Source organism: Synechocystis sp. PCC 7509, from assembly GCF_000332075.2.
GTDB lineage: Bacteria > Cyanobacteriota > Cyanobacteriia > Cyanobacteriales > Chroococcidiopsidaceae > Aliterella.
Window position 1 is genome coordinate 465,695 of the sequence record NZ_ALVU02000001.1, and the last position, 14,624, is coordinate 480,318.

The following is a 14,624-nucleotide window of genomic DNA, read 5'->3' on the forward strand; positions in this document are numbered from 1 at the left end:
TGCCGTACTAAGTAGAGGGCAAAACTAATTTAGGCATGGTGTCGTACCAGACTTCCGGAGGAAAAGGAGAGTCTTCATAGCCGACTCGCAGCAAACATAAACCCCAAGGGGGGGCGGCGTGTTTTACTTCTTCTCGGCGCTCTTGCTGCCATAGTTCTGTAAATTCCTCCAGACTCCGCTTGCCTGTACCTACTTGCACCAGTAGCCCTACAAGTAACCGCACCATGCCATACAAAAACCCATTTGCTTGAATTTCAATATGAATAAAGTCTAGAGCGCGATCGCACTGAACTTGTTGCACTTCTACCCAAGAATGCGATCGCTTTGAGCCTGCCCGGTGAAAGGCTGCTAAATGATGAGTTCCCAGCAATGTTTTTAATGCCGCTTGCATTAAGTATTCATCTAGAGGCGCATAATAATAGTGCCAACTAAAGGGACTCACAAACAAGTTTGGTCTAGCGCTGGTATAGAGCGTATAACGATATCGCCGCCACTTAGCGCTAAACCGAGCGTGCCAGGATTCGCTAACCGCCGCACTTGCCCGGATTAAGATATCGGTGGGTAAGTAGCCATTTAACACTGATGCCCAACGCTGGGCGGGAATCAAGCTATTATGCTCAAAATGGGCGACTTGAGCGGCAGCATGAACCCCAGTATCTGTCCTTCCCGCACAGTGTAAAGTAACTTGATATCCCAAAACCTTGTTTAAGACTTTTTCAATCTCCGCTTGAACGGTACGCTGTTGTAGTTGCCTTTGCCAGCCATAAAAATGAGTACCCAAGTATTGAATTACTAGGGCGACTTTATGTTTAGGCGTTTGGGAAGACAAGGCAACCATATTTTAGCTTACACAAGTTCAATGATTGCCATTTGAGCATTATCGCCACGACGGGGCATCGTTGACAAAATGCGGGTATAACCGCCATTGCGATCGCCGTAGCGAGTAGGAACTTGCTCAAATAAAGCATGAACCAATTGCTTGTCGTAGATAAAACCCATCGCTTGACGACGAGCGGCTAAAGAACCATTTTTAGCTAAAGTGATCATTTTGTCAGCTTCTTGGCGCAGGGCTTTGGCTCTAACTTTAGTTGTCGTAATCCGACCATGCCGGATTAATTCTGTAGTTAAAGCTCTTAGTAAAGCGCGGCGTTGGTCGGCAGGTTTGCCAAGTTTACTTATACTATTGCGGTGGCGCATAACAATTAGGGATTAATTAGTTAGAAAGTGGACGGATCTAGCTAGGTTTAGGTGATTTTTCGTGAGGTAAAGTAATACCTAAACGAACTTGCAAGGCTTCAATTACTTCTTCGGCGGATTTTTGCCCAAAGTTTTTAATTTCTAGCAAGTCTTCTTGGGTATAGTCCAACAAATCGGCAACAGAGTTTACTTGCGCTCGTTTGAGACAGTTGTAAGCTCTCACCGATAATTGCAGTTCTTCGATGGGAATTTGGCTAGTGGGATCTTCATCGGTGGGCAATTCGTCTTGCATTGCCTCCAGTGAAATATCTTTTAGTGGATTAAATAATTCAACTAAAATACTAGCCGCCGCCGAGAGCGATTCTTGGGGGGTAACGCTGCCGTTTGTCCAAATCTCCAAGATCAGCCGATCTTTTGCCGCCGAGCCATCTACAAGGGCATCTTCGACACTGTAGTTGACCTTATGAACGGGCATAAATACAGCATCAATTTGCAAAAAATCTAACGCTGAGGCTTCGTCTCGGCTGCGTTCAATTGTCCGGTAGCCTTTGCCGCGCTCGATGCGAAATTCCATTTCTAGTTTTGCGCCCTCGGCTAGAGTTGCTACATACTGATTGGGATCGACGATCTCTACTTCCGAAGGTAGGTCAAAGTGAGCGGCGGTAACGATGGTTGGCCCGGTAACTAATAATCGTCCAATTTGGGGTTGAGAGGAATAGCTTTTTAAAACTACTTCTTTCATCCGCATCAGGATTTCAATTACATCTTCCCGCATTCCTGGGACGGTTGCAAATTCGTGATTGACTCCAGCAATCCGAACGGCGGTGACAGCCGTACCTTCTAGGTTTGATAGTAAAATTCGCCTTAGAGCGTTACCCAGCGTAGTGCCTTGACCGCGATCGAGAGGCTCCAGGACAAATTTACTATATAGACTCCGATGTTCCTGTGTATTAGACTCGACACATTCAATTTGATATTGCGCCACGGAGTAACCTCCCTTATGATTAGCTGCCACTATAGGGCAGAGTATTTACCTTTACTGTTGACGGATTAAAGCAATAAAGCTTTTTTTAGACTCGACGGCGCTTGGGTGGACGGCAACCGTTGTGAGGAATGGGGGTAATATCCCGAATTAGGGTAATTTCAAGTCCCGCTCCTTGCAAAGCTCGAATTGCGGTTTCCCGACCAGAACCAGGGCCGCTTACCATGACTTCGATTTGCCGCATTCCTTGGTCTACGGCTCTCCGGGCGGCACTTTCGGCGGCGGTTTGGGCTGCAAAGGGTGTTCCCTTTTTCGCGCCTTTAAAGCCGCTAGATCCGGCGGATGCCCAAGAAATTACATCGCCGTTTTGATCGGCGATCGTAACTATGCTGTTGTTAAAAGTAGACTGGATAAAAGCGATGCCGTTGGGAACGTTGCGCTTTTGCTTTTTAGCTCCAGGTTTTTTGTTTGTTTGACGCGCCATAACTGAAAATAAGCTAAATAATGCTGAGTAAAGGAAATAATAGAGTTACTTGCCACTGGGTGCTTTTTTCTTCCCAGCAACGGTTTGTCTTCTACCGCGTCGGGTTCTGGCATTGGTCCGAGTTCTTTGTCCACGCACAGGTAAACCCATCCGATGGCGACGACCTCTATAGGTGCCAATATCAATTAAGCGCTTGATCGACATTGATTCTAAGCGGCGCAAGTCTCCTTCGACTTGGTAGGCTTCGATCGCACCCCGTAAGGCAGTAACGTCAGCATCGCTTAAATCTTTGATCCGAGTATCTGGATTTACGCCAGTAGTTGTCAAAATGTTCTTTGACCGCGATAATCCAATTCCATATATGTAAGTAAGACCGATTTCGACACGCTTATCACGCGGAAGGTCTACACCAGAAATCCGTGCCACGCTTTTTTCTCCCTAACTTGCGGTGCTAAAAAACTTGATAGATAATTCTTGTATTTAACGGTCTAACCTTGTCTCTGCTTGTGTTTTGGGTTAGAACAAATTACCATTACTCGACCGCGACGGCGAATAACGTTACACTTTTCACAAATTCTTCGGACTGAAGCTCTAACTTTCATTGCTGTTGCTTTATTACAAACTCTAAATTATATCACGATTGATTATTTATAGGAAGCATTGTTAAACAAAAGCTTGACTTACTATTTTTTCCGCAAGCGGTAAGTAATTCTGCCTTTAGTTAAGTCGTAGGGTGTCAATTCAACTTTGACGCGATCGCCTGGTAAAATTTTGATGTAATTACGACGAATTTTCCCGGAGATGTGGGCTAACACATCAAAGCCATTATCAAGCGATACTCTAAACATCGCATTCGGCAACGAGTCTGTGACCGTGCCTTCCATTTCAATCAAATCTTGTTTAGACAAGTTATATTTTCCTCAATTCTACTGGCTGTTTAATTACCCACAGCTAAGGGCGGTATAGCATAGCAATTAAAACAATTCCACCTTTTATTAATATATCTTATCTAGCATCAAGCTAAAGTTTGACTATCAAACTTGGGTGTATTTGTCAACTAATCGGCTACTACTTGATGGAGGTCGGTGTTGACAGCTTCTAGGGGTTGATTGCCATTAACGTAAACAAGTTGGTGGCGATCGCTATAAAAGCCAATTAATGGTTTAGTATCGGCGTGGTAAACCTCCAAACGACGGCGAATCACGTCTTCGGTGTCATCAGGACGACCGCGACCTAACAATCTCTCGATCAAAATATCGTCGGGTACATCTAAGTTGATGACTTGAGCGCTACTATGACCGAGTTTTTGCAGCAATGCGTCTAAAAACTCTGCTTGGCTGACAGTGCGGGGAAAACCATCTAAGATCCAACCGGAATTGATATCGTCTTGGTGGAGGCGTTCTTCGACCATAGCTTGAACTAAATCGTCTGGTACAAGTTCGCCGCCATCCATGTATCCTTGGGCTTTTATCCCCAAAGGCGATCGCGCTTTCAACGCTTGACGCAAAATATCGCCAGTAGAAATGTGAGGAATCTGTAACTTTTCGGCTAAAGCTACAGCCTGAGTTCCTTTTCCCGCCCCAGGAGGACCTAAAAAAATCAATCTTGCCACTATTGTTTTACCATTCCTTCGTAGCGCTGAGAGATGACATAAGTGCGAACTTGTCTTGCGGTATCAATCGCCACACCGACAAGAATTAGCAAAGATGTTGCTCCTAGTCCTCTAAAAGTTGGTACGCCTACCGCGCTTTCTACCGCCGTCGGAATAATTGCAACAGTTCCTAAAAACAACGCACCAAGTAAAGTTAAGCGATTTAAAACCCCCTCAACATATTCGCTGGTTGCTTTTCCAGGACGAATCCCTGGAATACTAGCGCCCATTTTCTTCAAGTTTTGCGACAAATCAACGGGGTTAACAATTAACGACGCATAGAAATAACTAAAGAAAACAATGGAAACTAGATAAACTAGCGCGTAAGCCCAAGGAGCAGAACCGCCGGGGCTAAGATAGTTGGTAGCAATATTGCTTATAGTTGCGTTTCCAGTTGCGTTAGCTAAAAACGCTGGCAAAATCAGGATACTAGAAGCAAAAATAATCGGCATTACTCCCCCCTGAATTAACTGCAAAGGTAAGTAACTGCGCCGTTCTTCTTGAACTTTTCGCCCAACTTGACGACGAGCAGAAAGAATCGGAATTTTGCGGCTGGCTTCTTGCACAAAAACAATGCCCACAATGGTTACGAGAAACACCAATAGGAGGACAACAACCCGACCTACGGCCGCTCTACCACCCGTTTGAGCAAAAGTAACTGTATCGCCTAAAGACTTGGGTAAAGCCGCGACAATGTTGACGAAAATCAGCAAAGATGCGCCATTTCCAACCCCGCGCTCAGTAATTAGTTCTGATGCCCACATAATGAACATGGAACCCGCTATAAGTGCGATCGCAGTTTGAACTACAAAAGCTGGGCCTGGTACAATCGCAAAAGGTCGCACCCAAATAGCAGCAATAAAAATACTCTGCAAAACTGCCCAACCAAAAGAAACATAGCGGGTAATTTGCGAGATTTTCCGTCGTCCTGCTTCCCCTTCATTTTTTTGTAAGTTTTCTAAAGCGGGAATTGCTGCCGTTAACAATTGAATAATAATCGAGGCGTTAATGTAGGGCAAAATGCCTAAAGCAAAGATGCCCAAGGTAGAAAGTCCACCACCGGAAAAGATGTCTAAAAAGCCAATAATCGCGTTATTATTTTGTACGGCTTGGGTAAACTGTTCGCGGTTAATACCTGGGATGGGTAAAAACACACCAAGACGCGCCAATATTAAGATCCCAATGGTGACAAACAGCCGTCCTCTAAGTCCGGCGGTTTGTGCCATCTGCATAAAAGTTTCTTGAGCAGTTGGGGCTTTATCTCGACTAATCATAAAGTACCTTTTTAATTATTTTGGCACTGCGTTGTTTACGGCTAAAACGTGCTAAAAATTTAGCCTATACTATTTGACAACTGCCCCCAGCCGCTTCAATTTTGCTTTTAGCCGATGCTGTAAAAGCAGCAGCTTGAACTGTAAGCGGTACAGTTAGTTCGCCATCTCCCAAGATTTTTAACGAGCCTTTAAATGCCGTTAAAATTCCGGCAGCTTTTAAAGAAGCAACATTTACTTCGGTATTGGCAGCTAAATCGGCGAGTTTGGAGACATTAATAATAGTGTAAACTTTCCGGTTGACGAGGGGAAAGCCCTTCAACTTAGGAACGCGACGGTACAAAGGCTGCTGTCCACCTTCAAAGCCGGGTCTGGTACTGCTACCAGAACGAGCTTTTTGTCCGCGCATCCCCTTACCCGCACTAGCTCCCTGTCCGGCGGCAATTCCTCGCCCTAAGCGGCTAGAGCGTTTTCTTGAGCCTTTTTGGGGCTTGGCATCATTTAATCGCATAGTGGTTAAGTAGTGTAAAGATTTTCAATGGGTACGCCGCGCTCTTGAGCTACTTCAGACATAGTGCGGAGAGTGGAAAGCGCATTAACTGCCGCCCGTGCATTATTAAGCGGATTATTTGAGCCGAGTTGTTTTGCTAAAATATTGCGAACTCCAGCGAGTTCTAATACCGTGCGTACTGCACCCCCCGCAATTACTCCAGTTCCGGGAGCCGCCGGACGCATCATAACTTTAGCACCGCCCCCTACACCGTTTGTAGGATGGGGAATTGAGTTACTTTTAGTAATTGGCACGTCGATTAAGTGCTTTTTGCCATCAGCTACGCCTTTTTTAACAGCGCCGATGACATCTCCAGCTTTACCCACCCCGATACCAACTTGACCGCGTTCGTTGCCGATCGCTACAATGGCACGGAAACTGAGTTTTTTACCACCTTTAACTACTTTGCTGACGCGGCGAATTTGAATCACGCGCTCTTGAAAAGTAACTTCTTTCTCTTTCGTGCGCTTATTAGTTTTGCGCCGTTCGGTTGCCATAATTTATATTCCTCAGTAGATATTGCTTTAAAAATCTAACCCAGCTTCCCGTGCGGCTTCAGCAAGGGCTTTAATCCGACCGTGATAGAGGTTTCCGCCCCGGTCAAATACAACTTTGGATATGCCTTTTTCTAAGGCTCGTGTAGCGATGAGTTTACCGACTTCGGTAGAGGCAGCACAAGTAGCGCCTAATTCCATTACTTTTATTGCAGCTTCTACCGTAGAAGCCGCCGCCATAGTTAGATGCTGAGTATCATCTATGACTTGAGCATAAATATGTTGATTGGAGCGAAAAACTGCCAAACGCGGGCGAGCTTGGCTGCCGAAAACTTTGCCACGAACGCGGCGGTGTCGGCGGATTTTTGATTGATGGCGAGTGAGTTTCATGTTTACTTCTTACCTGTCTTACCAGCTTTACGTCTAACCGCTTCTCCGGCGTAGCGAATACCTTTACCTTTGTAAGGTTCGGGAGGACGAACGGCGCGAATTTTGGCGGCGGTATTGCCTACTTCTTCTTTGTTAAATCCACTAACGATAACGTTGGTGTTTGTTTCGACAGCAATGGTTACGCCGTCGGGAGGTTCAATAATTACGGGATGGCTGTAGCCTACGTTTAAAGTTAGGGTACGTCCTTGAACTTGAGCGCGATAGCCTACCCCTTGAATTTCCAAACGGCGCTGAAATCCTTGAGATACTCCTTCAACCATGTTGGCAACTAAGGTACGGGATAAGCCGTGCATTTGCCGAGCGGGGCGGGATTCATCGCGCCGCTTCACCAGCAGGGTATCGCCTTCTTGTTCTATTGTTACTGTATTAGAAAGAACCCGCGATAGTTCGCCTTTTGGCCCTTTAACAGCAACGTGCGACCCATCAATCGTGACAGTAACTTTATTCGGTACAGTAATGGGAAGCTTACCAATTCTAGACATAACTACTTACTCCTATTGATTAGCGGTAATAGTGCCGCTAATGTTTCTACCAGACGTAGCACAGAATTTCGCCCCCTAGTCCTTGACGGCGGGCTTCGCGGTCGGTCATGATGCCGCTAGAAGTGGAGATAATTGCAATGCCAATTCCACCTAATACACGCGGTAGCTCTTTGTGGTTGGCGTAAACGCGCAAACCAGGTTTGCTAATCCGCTTTAAGGCATTAATTAAGGGTTGACGGTTTTTACCTTTGTATTTTAAGGCGATCGTCAAGTTGCATTTGATTCCTTCTCCTTCTTCGCCAACTTCGGCAATAAAGCCTTCGCTTTGCAGCACTTTAGCAATATTACGAGTTACTTTTGTTGCTGGTACGTGCGTCACCTGATGCCGTGCCATATTGGCGTTGCGGATGCGCGTCAGCATATCTGCAATTGTGTCGTTAGCCGCCATCGTTTCCTCTTTACAATTTTATTGATCGTTTCGAAAAGGCATTCCAATTTCTTTAAGCAAAGCCCGACCTTCTTCGTCTGTTTTGGCTGTGGTGATAATGGAAATATCTAAGCCACGAACTTGATCGATGCTGTCATATTCCACTTCAGGAAATATTATTTGTTCTCTTACGCCCAAGGTATAGTTACCGCGTCCGTCAAAGCTTTTGGGGCTAATGCCGCGAAAGTCGCGGATTCGGGGTAAAGATAAACCGATTAGACGGTCTAAAAAGTCATACATCCGATCGCCACGCAATGTCACCATCAAGCCGACGGGCATTCCTTGACGAATTTTAAAACCCGCGATCGCTTTTTTAGCGCGAGTAACTACAGGTTTTTGTCCAGTAATTACAGCGACTTCCTTTAAAGAAGCTTCTAAAGATTTAGCGTTTTGCGCTGCTTCTCCCAATCCCCGGTTAATCGTGACTTTAATCACCTTGGGAACTTCTTGAACGTTCTCGTAGTGGAATTGTTCAACTAATTTAGGAACAATTGTTTGCTGATATAAGCTTTTAAGTCGAGTTGCCATAGTTTTGAGCTTTTCCCTGGTCTTTGTCAGGGCTAATAAGTTGAATAAAATAGCTTGGAAATGCTATTTATCCAGGATTTCCCCAGTTTTTTTCAGCATCCGTAGTTTGCGCCCTTGTTCGTTAAAGGTGTAACAAACCCGACTAGCTACATTTTGCTTGGTCGAATACAACATCACATTTGAGCTATGAATGGGAAATTCGGAAGTAACAATTCTCCCCGATTCTCCTTCTTGCTGAGGTTTGACGTGTTTTGTTTTAATATTCACGCCCTTAACTGTGACTTTGCTAGTTTTGGAAAAAACTTCGACAATTTCGCCAACTTTGCCGCGATCTTTACCAGCGATAACTTGCACAGTATCGCCAGTTTTGACATGCATTTTGTGCCGTTGGGGCAGCTTGTTTGATTGCTTGGTTGTTGCCATTACAGTACCTCTGGAGCCAGAGAAACAATTTTAGTAAAGTTTTTATCTCTTAGTTCCCGCGCCACTGGACCAAAGACGCGAGTGCCTCTAGGATTGCCATCAGCATTGATAATTACGGCGGCGTTATCGTCAAAACGAATGCACATACCGCTATCACGGTTCATGCCTTTACGAGTACGCACGATTACAGCGCGGACAACATCGGACTTTTTGACCGCCATGTTGGGACTAGCGTCTTTAACCACAGCGATAATTACATCGCCAACGTTGCCGTAGCGACGATTGCCACCACCGCCACCTAAGACGCGGATACACATCAATTTTCTCGCGCCGCTATTATCGGCGACGGTAAGATAAGTTTGGGGTTGAATCACGGTTGCGCCTCCTCTGTAGCTTCAGTAGTAGCTACCGTCCGGTTGAGGATATCAATTACTACCCAGCGCTTAGTTTTGCTCAAAGGTCTGGTTTCTTGAATGCGGACGCGATCGCCCACTACACATTTATTTTCTTCGTCGTGAACTTTGTAGCGCTGAGTGCGGACTACAATTTTGCCGTACTTAGGATGAGGAGAGCGGTTTTCGATGGCTACTACCACCGTTTTTTGCATTTTATCGCTCACCACTAAGCCAACTCTTTCTTTGACTGCCATAATTACTTACTCTGGTACTGCGATGGCTGCGAGTTTGCGTTCGTGTTCTACACTTAGTAACTGCGCTAACCGATGTTTGGCGTGGCGGAACATATGAGGCTTTTCTAGCTGTCTGGTAGCTTTTTGCAACCGCAACTGAAATAACTGCTTTTTGACGGCGTTAATTTGCTCGTTTAGTTCTTCGTCGTTTAAGCTTCGAGCTTCAGAAATTTTTGGAAGTGCCATTATTTATACTTCCTCCAATTGTTCGCGCATAATAAACTTGGTATGAATGGGCAGCTTATGAGACGCAAGGCGCATAGCTTCACGGGCTGTAGCTTCGGGAACACCAGTAATTTCAAATAAAATTCGTCCTGGCTTAACTACAGCTACCCAAAATTCGGGCGAACCTTTACCAGAACCCATCCGAGTTTCGGCAGGGCGCATAGTTACAGGCTTATCGGGGAAAATCCGAATCCAGATTTTGCCACCGCGACGCAAGTAACGGTTCATAGCTCGACGACTAGCTTCGATTTGCCTTGATGTAATCCAAGAGGGTTCTTGAGCTTGCAAGCCATAATCGCCAAAGTTTAGGGTGCTACCTTTAGTAGCTAGTCCTCTCATTCGTCCGCGCTGTTGTTTGCGGAATTTTGTTCTTCTTGGACTTAACATGACATTAATCAGGAAGTGGGTAGGGCGGAAACAAATAGCTAACTATTAATTTCCTTCGTTGGAGCGGTCTTCAAACTGTTGGCGACGGCGACCTTGGCGACGGCGCGGTTGATTATTGTCGTCAGGAGTAGGTTGCTGTTCTTGTCCGGGGATAATTTCACCCTTAAAGACCCACACTTTTACACCCAAGATCCCGTAAATAGTTTTAGCGGTGCAGTAGGCGTAATCAATATCAGCACGTAAAGTATGCAGGGGTACTCTGCCTTCACGAGTCCATTCTGTCCGGGCAATTTCTGCACCGTTGAGACGACCGCCGACTTGAATTCTGATCCCTTGAATCCCGGCTCTTTGAGCGCGTTGGATCGATTGGCGAACTACACGACGGAAGGAAACCCGGCGCTCTAGTTGTCCGGCGATGTACTCGGCGATTAAATAAGCATTAGCGTCAACTTGAGGCACTTCTACCACGTTGATGCGAATTTGCCGATTGCCGCCTAATAGTTCGTTAAGTCCGTTACGTAGGGCTTCGATGCCCGTACCGCCACGACCTACGACTACACCGGGACGAGCCGTACTAACTTCTAGCTCGATTTGGTCGGCTTTACGAGAAATTTTTACTTCAGCAATTCCGGCGTTATTCGCTGCCAGACGACCGAGTTTTTTTTCTATATACTGCCGCAACTTATAGTCTTCTTGAAGCAAACTCGGATAGCGCTGAGGATCGGCAAACCATTGCGAGCGATGCTCCTGCGTGATACCCAAGCGGAAACCGACTGGATTTATCTTTTGTCCCACAATTTAACGAGTCCTTGTGTGATTATTTACTTGGTTGGTGCGCCGATCGCAACGGCTACAGTAATGTGGCACGTTGGTTTGCGAATTTGGTAAGCCCGACCTTGCGCTCTTGGTTGAAAGCGTTTGAGTACAGGCCCTTGGTCAGCAAAGGCTTGAGAGATTTTTAGTTCGGCGGGATCGAGTCCTTCGTTATGCTCGGCGTTGGCGACGGCGCTCCGCAAGACTTTGAGGACGGGATCGCAGGCACGATAAGGCATAAATTCCAGAATTATTAATGCTTCCCTGTACGATCGCCCGCGAATTTGGTCGAGAACTCGGCGCACCTTAAAAGGGGACATCCGAATGTAACGAGCGATCGCTTTGATTTCTTTTTGATCTGTAGCCATAATTTTCTCCTGTAGCTTTTAGGGGCTAAAAGCTTTATCTCCCGGCTTTTTTGTCACTTTTGGAGTGACCGCGAAACGTCCGAGTTGGGGCAAATTCGCCTAATTTGTGTCCAACCATTTGTTCGCTTAAGAAAACTGGTATGTGCTGTCTACCGTTGTGGACTGCGATCGTATGACCGACCATTTGCGGCAAAATTGTCGAAGCCCGCGACCAAGTTTTGATTACTTGTTTTTCACCTTTGGCATTTAGCTTTTCAACTTTGGTAAGTAAGCTATCGGCTACAAAAGGCCCTTTTTTTAGCGATCGACCCATAATTTAATACTTTTGAAAGTAAGCGATTAGTTTTGAGACAAAAAGAACTGATTTAAGACTCTCTACCGCCTCTACCGCGTTTCGAGGATTTGCGCCGACGACGGATAATTAGAGCGCTACTAGCTTTCTTCTTCTTCCGAGTCTTGTAACCCAAGGTTGGTTTACCCCAAGGAGTAACAGGGCCTGGTCTACCAATAGGCGCTCTACCTTCACCACCTCCGTGGGGATGGTCTACGGGGTTCATGACGCTACCTCTAACTTTGGGGCGGCGACCTTTCCAACGATTGCGTCCAGCTTTACCCGCACTCAGGTTTCTCATTTCTGAGTTACCTACTTGACCTAAAGTTGCGTAGCATTCGCGGCGGACTAACCGAACTTCCCCAGAGGGCAACTTGAGAGTAACGTAATCACCCTCTTTTGCTACTACTTGAGCGCTTGCACCCGCAGAACGAACCATTTGCCCACCTTTTCCGGCGGTTAGTTCGACGTTGTGGACGCTTGTACCCAAAGGAATTTTAGATAAAGGTAAGGCGTTTCCGTCTTCGTAAGGTGAATCGGGACCGGAGATAATCATTGTCCCGACGGCTAAACCTGCGGGGTGAAGAATATATCTTTTTTCCCCATCTCGGTAAAATAGCAAAGCAATTCGAGCGTTGCGATTGGGATCGTACTCGATAGCTGCTACTTTTGCGGGAATGTTGTGTTTATCGCGTTTAAAATCGATCTCACGATAAAGTTGCTTGTGTCCGCCACCGCGACGACGGCTAGTAATTACACCGCGATTGTTTCGCCCTTTGGGACGATGAACGGTATAAGTTAAGCTTTTTTCCGGTTCGCTTTTGGTAATTTCCCCAAAGTCGGAAACAGTGCATTGGCGAGTGCTGGAAGTGTATGGTTTATAAGAACGAGTACCCATAATTAGTAGTTTTGAGTTTTAAGGTTTGAGTTATTAAGACACTTTGAACTGATAACTAACTACACTTCCGGGAATAGCGCTTGTCTAATTTTTTCTTCGTCGCCAGGAGCTAAAGTAACGATCGCTTTTTTATATTGCGGTTTGTACCCGGTATGCTTGCCTACTCGCTTTTGTTTGCGGGGGGGCATATAGGTATTTACTTTAGTAATTTTGACTTGAAACAAGCTTTCGATCGCGGCTTTAATTGCTGGCTTGGTAGCGTTAGGAGTGACGGCAAAAGTGTATTTGTTTTGCTCCATCAGCAGGGTAGCTTTTTCAGTCACAATTGGGCGACGCACGATATCCGGTAGATTCCGCTCATCAAACTGAGTCACTGTAAACCTCCTGGATTTTTGCTAAAGCGGCGGCGGTAGTGATAATTTTGTCGGCGTTTAGCACGTCGTAAATATTCAACTGGTGAGCCGGATACATTTTTAAGCCAGCAACGTTACGGGCTGATAGATAAATGTTTTGGTTTGGTTCGGTAACAATTAACAAAATTTTGGCGCTGCTATCAACTCCCCAACGAGCGATCGCACTGAGCAATTCTTTTGTCTTTGGTTTAGAAAACTGATCGCCAAATTCTTCCACCACTACCATGTCGTTAGTGCGGCTAAAAAATGCGGTTCTTAATGCTAAACGGCGCTCTTTGCGGTTTAGTTTTGTCTCAAAGTCTCTTGGTTTTGGTCCAAAAATAACACCGCCACCTCTCCACAATGGAGAACGAATCGATCCGGCTCTAGCGCGACCTGTTCCTTTTTGTCGCCAAGGTTTGCGACCACCACCGCGAACTTCAGCGCGGGTTTTTGTACAAGCGTTTCCTTGCCTAGCGTTGGCTAGTTGGCGGATTAAGGCACGATGAACAACGTGAGAAGCGGTTTTCTCTTTAGCAACTTTTAATTCTAAAGTTGTTTGCCCGACTTCCTCTCCTTGCCAATTTTTTACTACACAATCAACCATATTGGCTTACCTCGTAACAGCTAAAGCTTGCGCGTTTAACTATCGATTTGACTTTTACTTTTTAAGTGGAGCGTTTTAACCTTTTAGCTGGCGAAATACTTAGTAGTGCGCCAGGTTTGCCAGGAATTGCCCCTTTGATTAATAACAAGTTGCGTTCTGGATCTACTCTAACGATGGTGAGCTTGCCAATAGTGACGCGCTTACCGCCCAATCGTCCCGCCATTTTTTTACCAGGATAGACGCGACCTGGGGTAGTACCCGCACCGATAGATCCGGGCGCTCGGTGGTTTTTAGAACCGTGAGACATTGGACCTCTGCCAAAATTATGCCGTTTTTGATAACCAGCAAAACCCCGACCGATACTTGTCCCTGTAACATCAACAATTTGCCCGGCGGCAAATATTTCTGCTGTAAGTTGCTGACCAGGAGTATATTCGCTGGAATTATCAGCAAGATACTCGCGCAAATGACGCAATGGCGGCGCTGAAGACTTGCTCAGATGCCCCAATTCTGGTTTGTTTAACGATTTTGGCTTTACTTCTTTAAATCCAACTTGGATGGCGCTGTAGCCATCGGTTTGAGTTGTCTTAACTTGGGTAACAGTGCAGGGCCCAGCTTGAACGATAGTTACAGGGATAGCCCGTCCTATTTCGTCAAAGATTTGGGTCATGCCCAGCTTGGTGCCGAGGATTCCTACAGACACGGGTAACTGGTTCTCCTTTTTTCACGCATGGGGTGGTTTTGATTTCTAGTGCGATCGCCAGCATTTAAGCTCTGTTGCAGCACAGAAATATCTAGAATTTCAGCATTACCCGAAATTCTTTTATTTTGATGATTGTTCAGCAATTGCCAACATTAGCAAGAAATCGCTTCTACAAGTTCCAGGGTATTTGAGGACTTAAGCGCATCAATCGCT

The 14,624-nt window shown here is 45.9% G+C and carries 27 protein-coding genes; all 27 read right to left on the reverse strand.

Annotated elements, in window-relative coordinates; translation table 11 throughout:
- Nucleotides 1-7 precede the first annotated feature (7 nt).
- The 27 genes from truA to rplC all read right to left on the reverse strand — a co-directional run bounded on the left by truA (nt 8) and on the right by rplC (nt 14,411).
- Nucleotides 8-838 carry a tRNA pseudouridine(38-40) synthase TruA gene (gene truA / locus SYN7509_RS0202390; protein WP_009634231.1) on the reverse strand — a complete coding sequence of 277 codons (831 nt, stop codon included), beginning with the start codon at nt 836-838 and terminating at the stop codon, nt 8-10.
- Nucleotides 839-846: 8 nt separating this feature from the next.
- The gene (gene rplQ, locus SYN7509_RS0202395; RefSeq protein WP_009634232.1) at nt 847-1,197 is read right to left on the reverse strand and encodes a 50S ribosomal protein L17; all 351 of its coding nucleotides are present in this window, start codon (nt 1,195-1,197) and stop codon (nt 847-849) included.
- 37 nt (nt 1,198-1,234) lie between these two features.
- Nucleotides 1,235-2,182, reverse strand: coding sequence for a DNA-directed RNA polymerase subunit alpha (locus tag SYN7509_RS0202400; RefSeq protein ID WP_009634233.1), 948 nt, complete (start codon nt 2,180-2,182; stop codon nt 1,235-1,237).
- 85 nt (nt 2,183-2,267) lie between these two features.
- Nucleotides 2,268-2,663 carry a 30S ribosomal protein S11 gene (gene rpsK / locus SYN7509_RS0202405; RefSeq protein ID WP_009634234.1) on the reverse strand — a complete coding sequence of 132 codons (396 nt, stop codon included), beginning with the start codon at nt 2,661-2,663 and terminating at the stop codon, nt 2,268-2,270.
- Between the two features lie 45 nt (nt 2,664-2,708).
- Nucleotides 2,709-3,089 (reverse strand): 30S ribosomal protein S13, encoded by a 381-nt coding sequence (gene rpsM, locus SYN7509_RS0202410; RefSeq protein WP_009634235.1) that lies wholly within the window; start codon nt 3,087-3,089, stop codon nt 2,709-2,711.
- A gap of 62 nt (nt 3,090-3,151) precedes the next feature.
- Complete coding sequence (rpmJ, locus tag SYN7509_RS28130) at nt 3,152-3,265, reverse strand: 50S ribosomal protein L36 (protein ID WP_071994138.1); 114 nt, start codon at nt 3,263-3,265, stop codon at nt 3,152-3,154.
- Between the two features lie 81 nt (nt 3,266-3,346).
- Nucleotides 3,347-3,571, reverse strand: coding sequence for a translation initiation factor IF-1 (gene infA / locus SYN7509_RS0202415; RefSeq protein WP_028954055.1), 225 nt, complete (start codon nt 3,569-3,571; stop codon nt 3,347-3,349).
- 149 nt (nt 3,572-3,720) lie between these two features.
- Nucleotides 3,721-4,275: an adenylate kinase gene (locus tag SYN7509_RS0202420; protein ID WP_009634237.1), complete on the reverse strand. Its 555-nt coding sequence runs from the start codon at nt 4,273-4,275 to the stop codon at nt 3,721-3,723.
- Complete coding sequence (gene secY, locus SYN7509_RS0202425; protein WP_009634238.1) at nt 4,275-5,588, reverse strand: preprotein translocase subunit SecY; 1,314 nt, start codon at nt 5,586-5,588, stop codon at nt 4,275-4,277. Before secY ends, SYN7509_RS0202420 begins: the two co-directional genes overlap by 1 nt.
- A 64-nt stretch (nt 5,589-5,652) precedes the next feature.
- Nucleotides 5,653-6,096: a 50S ribosomal protein L15 gene (gene rplO / locus SYN7509_RS0202430; RefSeq protein ID WP_009634239.1), complete on the reverse strand. Its 444-nt coding sequence runs from the start codon at nt 6,094-6,096 to the stop codon at nt 5,653-5,655.
- Between the two features lie 5 nt (nt 6,097-6,101).
- A complete protein-coding gene (gene rpsE / locus SYN7509_RS0202435; protein ID WP_009634240.1) occupies nt 6,102-6,632 on the reverse strand; it encodes a 30S ribosomal protein S5 in 531 nt (176 codons plus the stop codon).
- Between the two features lie 27 nt (nt 6,633-6,659).
- Nucleotides 6,660-7,019, reverse strand: a complete 360-nt coding sequence (gene rplR / locus SYN7509_RS0202440) for a 50S ribosomal protein L18 (protein WP_009634241.1) — start codon at nt 7,017-7,019, stop codon at nt 6,660-6,662.
- Between the two features lie 2 nt (nt 7,020-7,021).
- Nucleotides 7,022-7,561 (reverse strand): 50S ribosomal protein L6, encoded by a 540-nt coding sequence (gene rplF / locus SYN7509_RS0202445; protein ID WP_009634242.1) that lies wholly within the window; start codon nt 7,559-7,561, stop codon nt 7,022-7,024.
- A 46-nt stretch (nt 7,562-7,607) separates the two neighbouring features.
- Complete coding sequence (gene rpsH, locus SYN7509_RS0202450; protein ID WP_009634243.1) at nt 7,608-8,009, reverse strand: 30S ribosomal protein S8; 402 nt, start codon at nt 8,007-8,009, stop codon at nt 7,608-7,610.
- 18 nt (nt 8,010-8,027) lie between these two features.
- Nucleotides 8,028-8,576: a 50S ribosomal protein L5 gene (gene rplE / locus SYN7509_RS0202455; RefSeq protein WP_009634244.1), complete on the reverse strand. Its 549-nt coding sequence runs from the start codon at nt 8,574-8,576 to the stop codon at nt 8,028-8,030.
- Between the two features lie 63 nt (nt 8,577-8,639).
- A complete protein-coding gene (rplX, locus tag SYN7509_RS0202460; protein ID WP_009634245.1) occupies nt 8,640-8,999 on the reverse strand; it encodes a 50S ribosomal protein L24 in 360 nt (119 codons plus the stop codon).
- A complete protein-coding gene (gene rplN, locus SYN7509_RS0202465; protein ID WP_009634246.1) occupies nt 8,999-9,373 on the reverse strand; it encodes a 50S ribosomal protein L14 in 375 nt (124 codons plus the stop codon). Before rplN ends, rplX begins: the two co-directional genes overlap by 1 nt.
- Nucleotides 9,370-9,648: a 30S ribosomal protein S17 gene (gene rpsQ, locus SYN7509_RS0202470; protein ID WP_009634247.1), complete on the reverse strand. Its 279-nt coding sequence runs from the start codon at nt 9,646-9,648 to the stop codon at nt 9,370-9,372. The genes rplN and rpsQ overlap by 4 nt, the downstream gene beginning before the upstream one ends.
- A 6-nt stretch (nt 9,649-9,654) precedes the next feature.
- Complete coding sequence (gene rpmC / locus SYN7509_RS0202475; protein ID WP_009634248.1) at nt 9,655-9,873, reverse strand: 50S ribosomal protein L29; 219 nt, start codon at nt 9,871-9,873, stop codon at nt 9,655-9,657.
- 3 nt (nt 9,874-9,876) lie between these two features.
- The gene (gene rplP / locus SYN7509_RS0202480) at nt 9,877-10,299 is read right to left on the reverse strand and encodes a 50S ribosomal protein L16 (protein ID WP_009634249.1); all 423 of its coding nucleotides are present in this window, start codon (nt 10,297-10,299) and stop codon (nt 9,877-9,879) included.
- A 45-nt stretch (nt 10,300-10,344) separates the two neighbouring features.
- Nucleotides 10,345-11,094: a 30S ribosomal protein S3 gene (gene rpsC, locus SYN7509_RS0202485; RefSeq protein WP_009634250.1), complete on the reverse strand. Its 750-nt coding sequence runs from the start codon at nt 11,092-11,094 to the stop codon at nt 10,345-10,347.
- A 26-nt stretch (nt 11,095-11,120) separates the two neighbouring features.
- Nucleotides 11,121-11,480 (reverse strand): 50S ribosomal protein L22, encoded by a 360-nt coding sequence (rplV, locus tag SYN7509_RS0202490; RefSeq protein WP_009634251.1) that lies wholly within the window; start codon nt 11,478-11,480, stop codon nt 11,121-11,123.
- Nucleotides 11,481-11,514: 34 nt separating this feature from the next.
- Complete coding sequence (rpsS, locus tag SYN7509_RS0202495) at nt 11,515-11,793, reverse strand: 30S ribosomal protein S19 (RefSeq protein ID WP_009634252.1); 279 nt, start codon at nt 11,791-11,793, stop codon at nt 11,515-11,517.
- A gap of 52 nt (nt 11,794-11,845) precedes the next feature.
- Nucleotides 11,846-12,709, reverse strand: a complete 864-nt coding sequence (rplB, locus tag SYN7509_RS0202500; RefSeq protein WP_009634253.1) for a 50S ribosomal protein L2 — start codon at nt 12,707-12,709, stop codon at nt 11,846-11,848.
- A gap of 59 nt (nt 12,710-12,768) precedes the next feature.
- A complete protein-coding gene (locus SYN7509_RS0202505; protein WP_009634254.1) occupies nt 12,769-13,083 on the reverse strand; it encodes a 50S ribosomal protein L23 in 315 nt (104 codons plus the stop codon).
- Nucleotides 13,070-13,708: a 50S ribosomal protein L4 gene (gene rplD / locus SYN7509_RS0202510; protein ID WP_009634255.1), complete on the reverse strand. Its 639-nt coding sequence runs from the start codon at nt 13,706-13,708 to the stop codon at nt 13,070-13,072. Before rplD ends, SYN7509_RS0202505 begins: the two co-directional genes overlap by 14 nt.
- A gap of 61 nt (nt 13,709-13,769) precedes the next feature.
- Nucleotides 13,770-14,411 carry a 50S ribosomal protein L3 gene (rplC, locus tag SYN7509_RS0202515; protein WP_009634256.1) on the reverse strand — a complete coding sequence of 214 codons (642 nt, stop codon included), beginning with the start codon at nt 14,409-14,411 and terminating at the stop codon, nt 13,770-13,772.
- Nucleotides 14,412-14,624: the final 213 nt, after the last annotated feature.

What these genes read in the sequence shown, in the direction of transcription:
- truA (WP_009634231.1), bottom strand. Translation starts at nt 838, where the DNA reads ATGGTTGCCTTGTCTTCCCAAACGCCTAAACATAAAGTCGCCCTAGTA.
- rplQ (WP_009634232.1), bottom strand. Translation starts at nt 1,197, where the DNA reads ATGCGCCACCGCAATAGTATAAGTAAACTTGGCAAACCTGCCGACCAA.
- rpsK (WP_009634234.1), bottom strand. Translation starts at nt 2,663, where the DNA reads ATGGCGCGTCAAACAAACAAAAAACCTGGAGCTAAAAAGCAAAAGCGC.
- rpmJ (WP_071994138.1), bottom strand. Translation starts at nt 3,265, where the DNA reads ATGAAAGTTAGAGCTTCAGTCCGAAGAATTTGTGAAAAGTGTAACGTT.
- secY (WP_009634238.1), bottom strand. Translation starts at nt 5,588, where the DNA reads ATGATTAGTCGAGATAAAGCCCCAACTGCTCAAGAAACTTTTATGCAG.
- rplO (WP_009634239.1), bottom strand. Translation starts at nt 6,096, where the DNA reads ATGCGATTAAATGATGCCAAGCCCCAAAAAGGCTCAAGAAAACGCTCT.
- rpsE (WP_009634240.1), bottom strand. Translation starts at nt 6,632, where the DNA reads ATGGCAACCGAACGGCGCAAAACTAATAAGCGCACGAAAGAGAAAGAA.
- rplR (WP_009634241.1), bottom strand. Translation starts at nt 7,019, where the DNA reads ATGAAACTCACTCGCCATCAATCAAAAATCCGCCGACACCGCCGCGTT.
- rplF (WP_009634242.1), bottom strand. Translation starts at nt 7,561, where the DNA reads ATGTCTAGAATTGGTAAGCTTCCCATTACTGTACCGAATAAAGTTACT.
- rpsH (WP_009634243.1), bottom strand. Translation starts at nt 8,009, where the DNA reads ATGGCGGCTAACGACACAATTGCAGATATGCTGACGCGCATCCGCAAC.
- rplE (WP_009634244.1), bottom strand. Translation starts at nt 8,576, where the DNA reads ATGGCAACTCGACTTAAAAGCTTATATCAGCAAACAATTGTTCCTAAA.
- rplX (WP_009634245.1), bottom strand. Translation starts at nt 8,999, where the DNA reads ATGGCAACAACCAAGCAATCAAACAAGCTGCCCCAACGGCACAAAATG.
- rpsQ (WP_009634247.1), bottom strand. Translation starts at nt 9,648, where the DNA reads ATGGCAGTCAAAGAAAGAGTTGGCTTAGTGGTGAGCGATAAAATGCAA.
- rpmC (WP_009634248.1), bottom strand. Translation starts at nt 9,873, where the DNA reads ATGGCACTTCCAAAAATTTCTGAAGCTCGAAGCTTAAACGACGAAGAA.
- rplP (WP_009634249.1), bottom strand. Translation starts at nt 10,299, where the DNA reads ATGTTAAGTCCAAGAAGAACAAAATTCCGCAAACAACAGCGCGGACGA.
- rplV (WP_009634251.1), bottom strand. Translation starts at nt 11,480, where the DNA reads ATGGCTACAGATCAAAAAGAAATCAAAGCGATCGCTCGTTACATTCGG.
- rpsS (WP_009634252.1), bottom strand. Translation starts at nt 11,793, where the DNA reads ATGGGTCGATCGCTAAAAAAAGGGCCTTTTGTAGCCGATAGCTTACTT.
- rplB (WP_009634253.1), bottom strand. Translation starts at nt 12,709, where the DNA reads ATGGGTACTCGTTCTTATAAACCATACACTTCCAGCACTCGCCAATGC.
- rplD (WP_009634255.1), bottom strand. Translation starts at nt 13,708, where the DNA reads ATGGTTGATTGTGTAGTAAAAAATTGGCAAGGAGAGGAAGTCGGGCAA.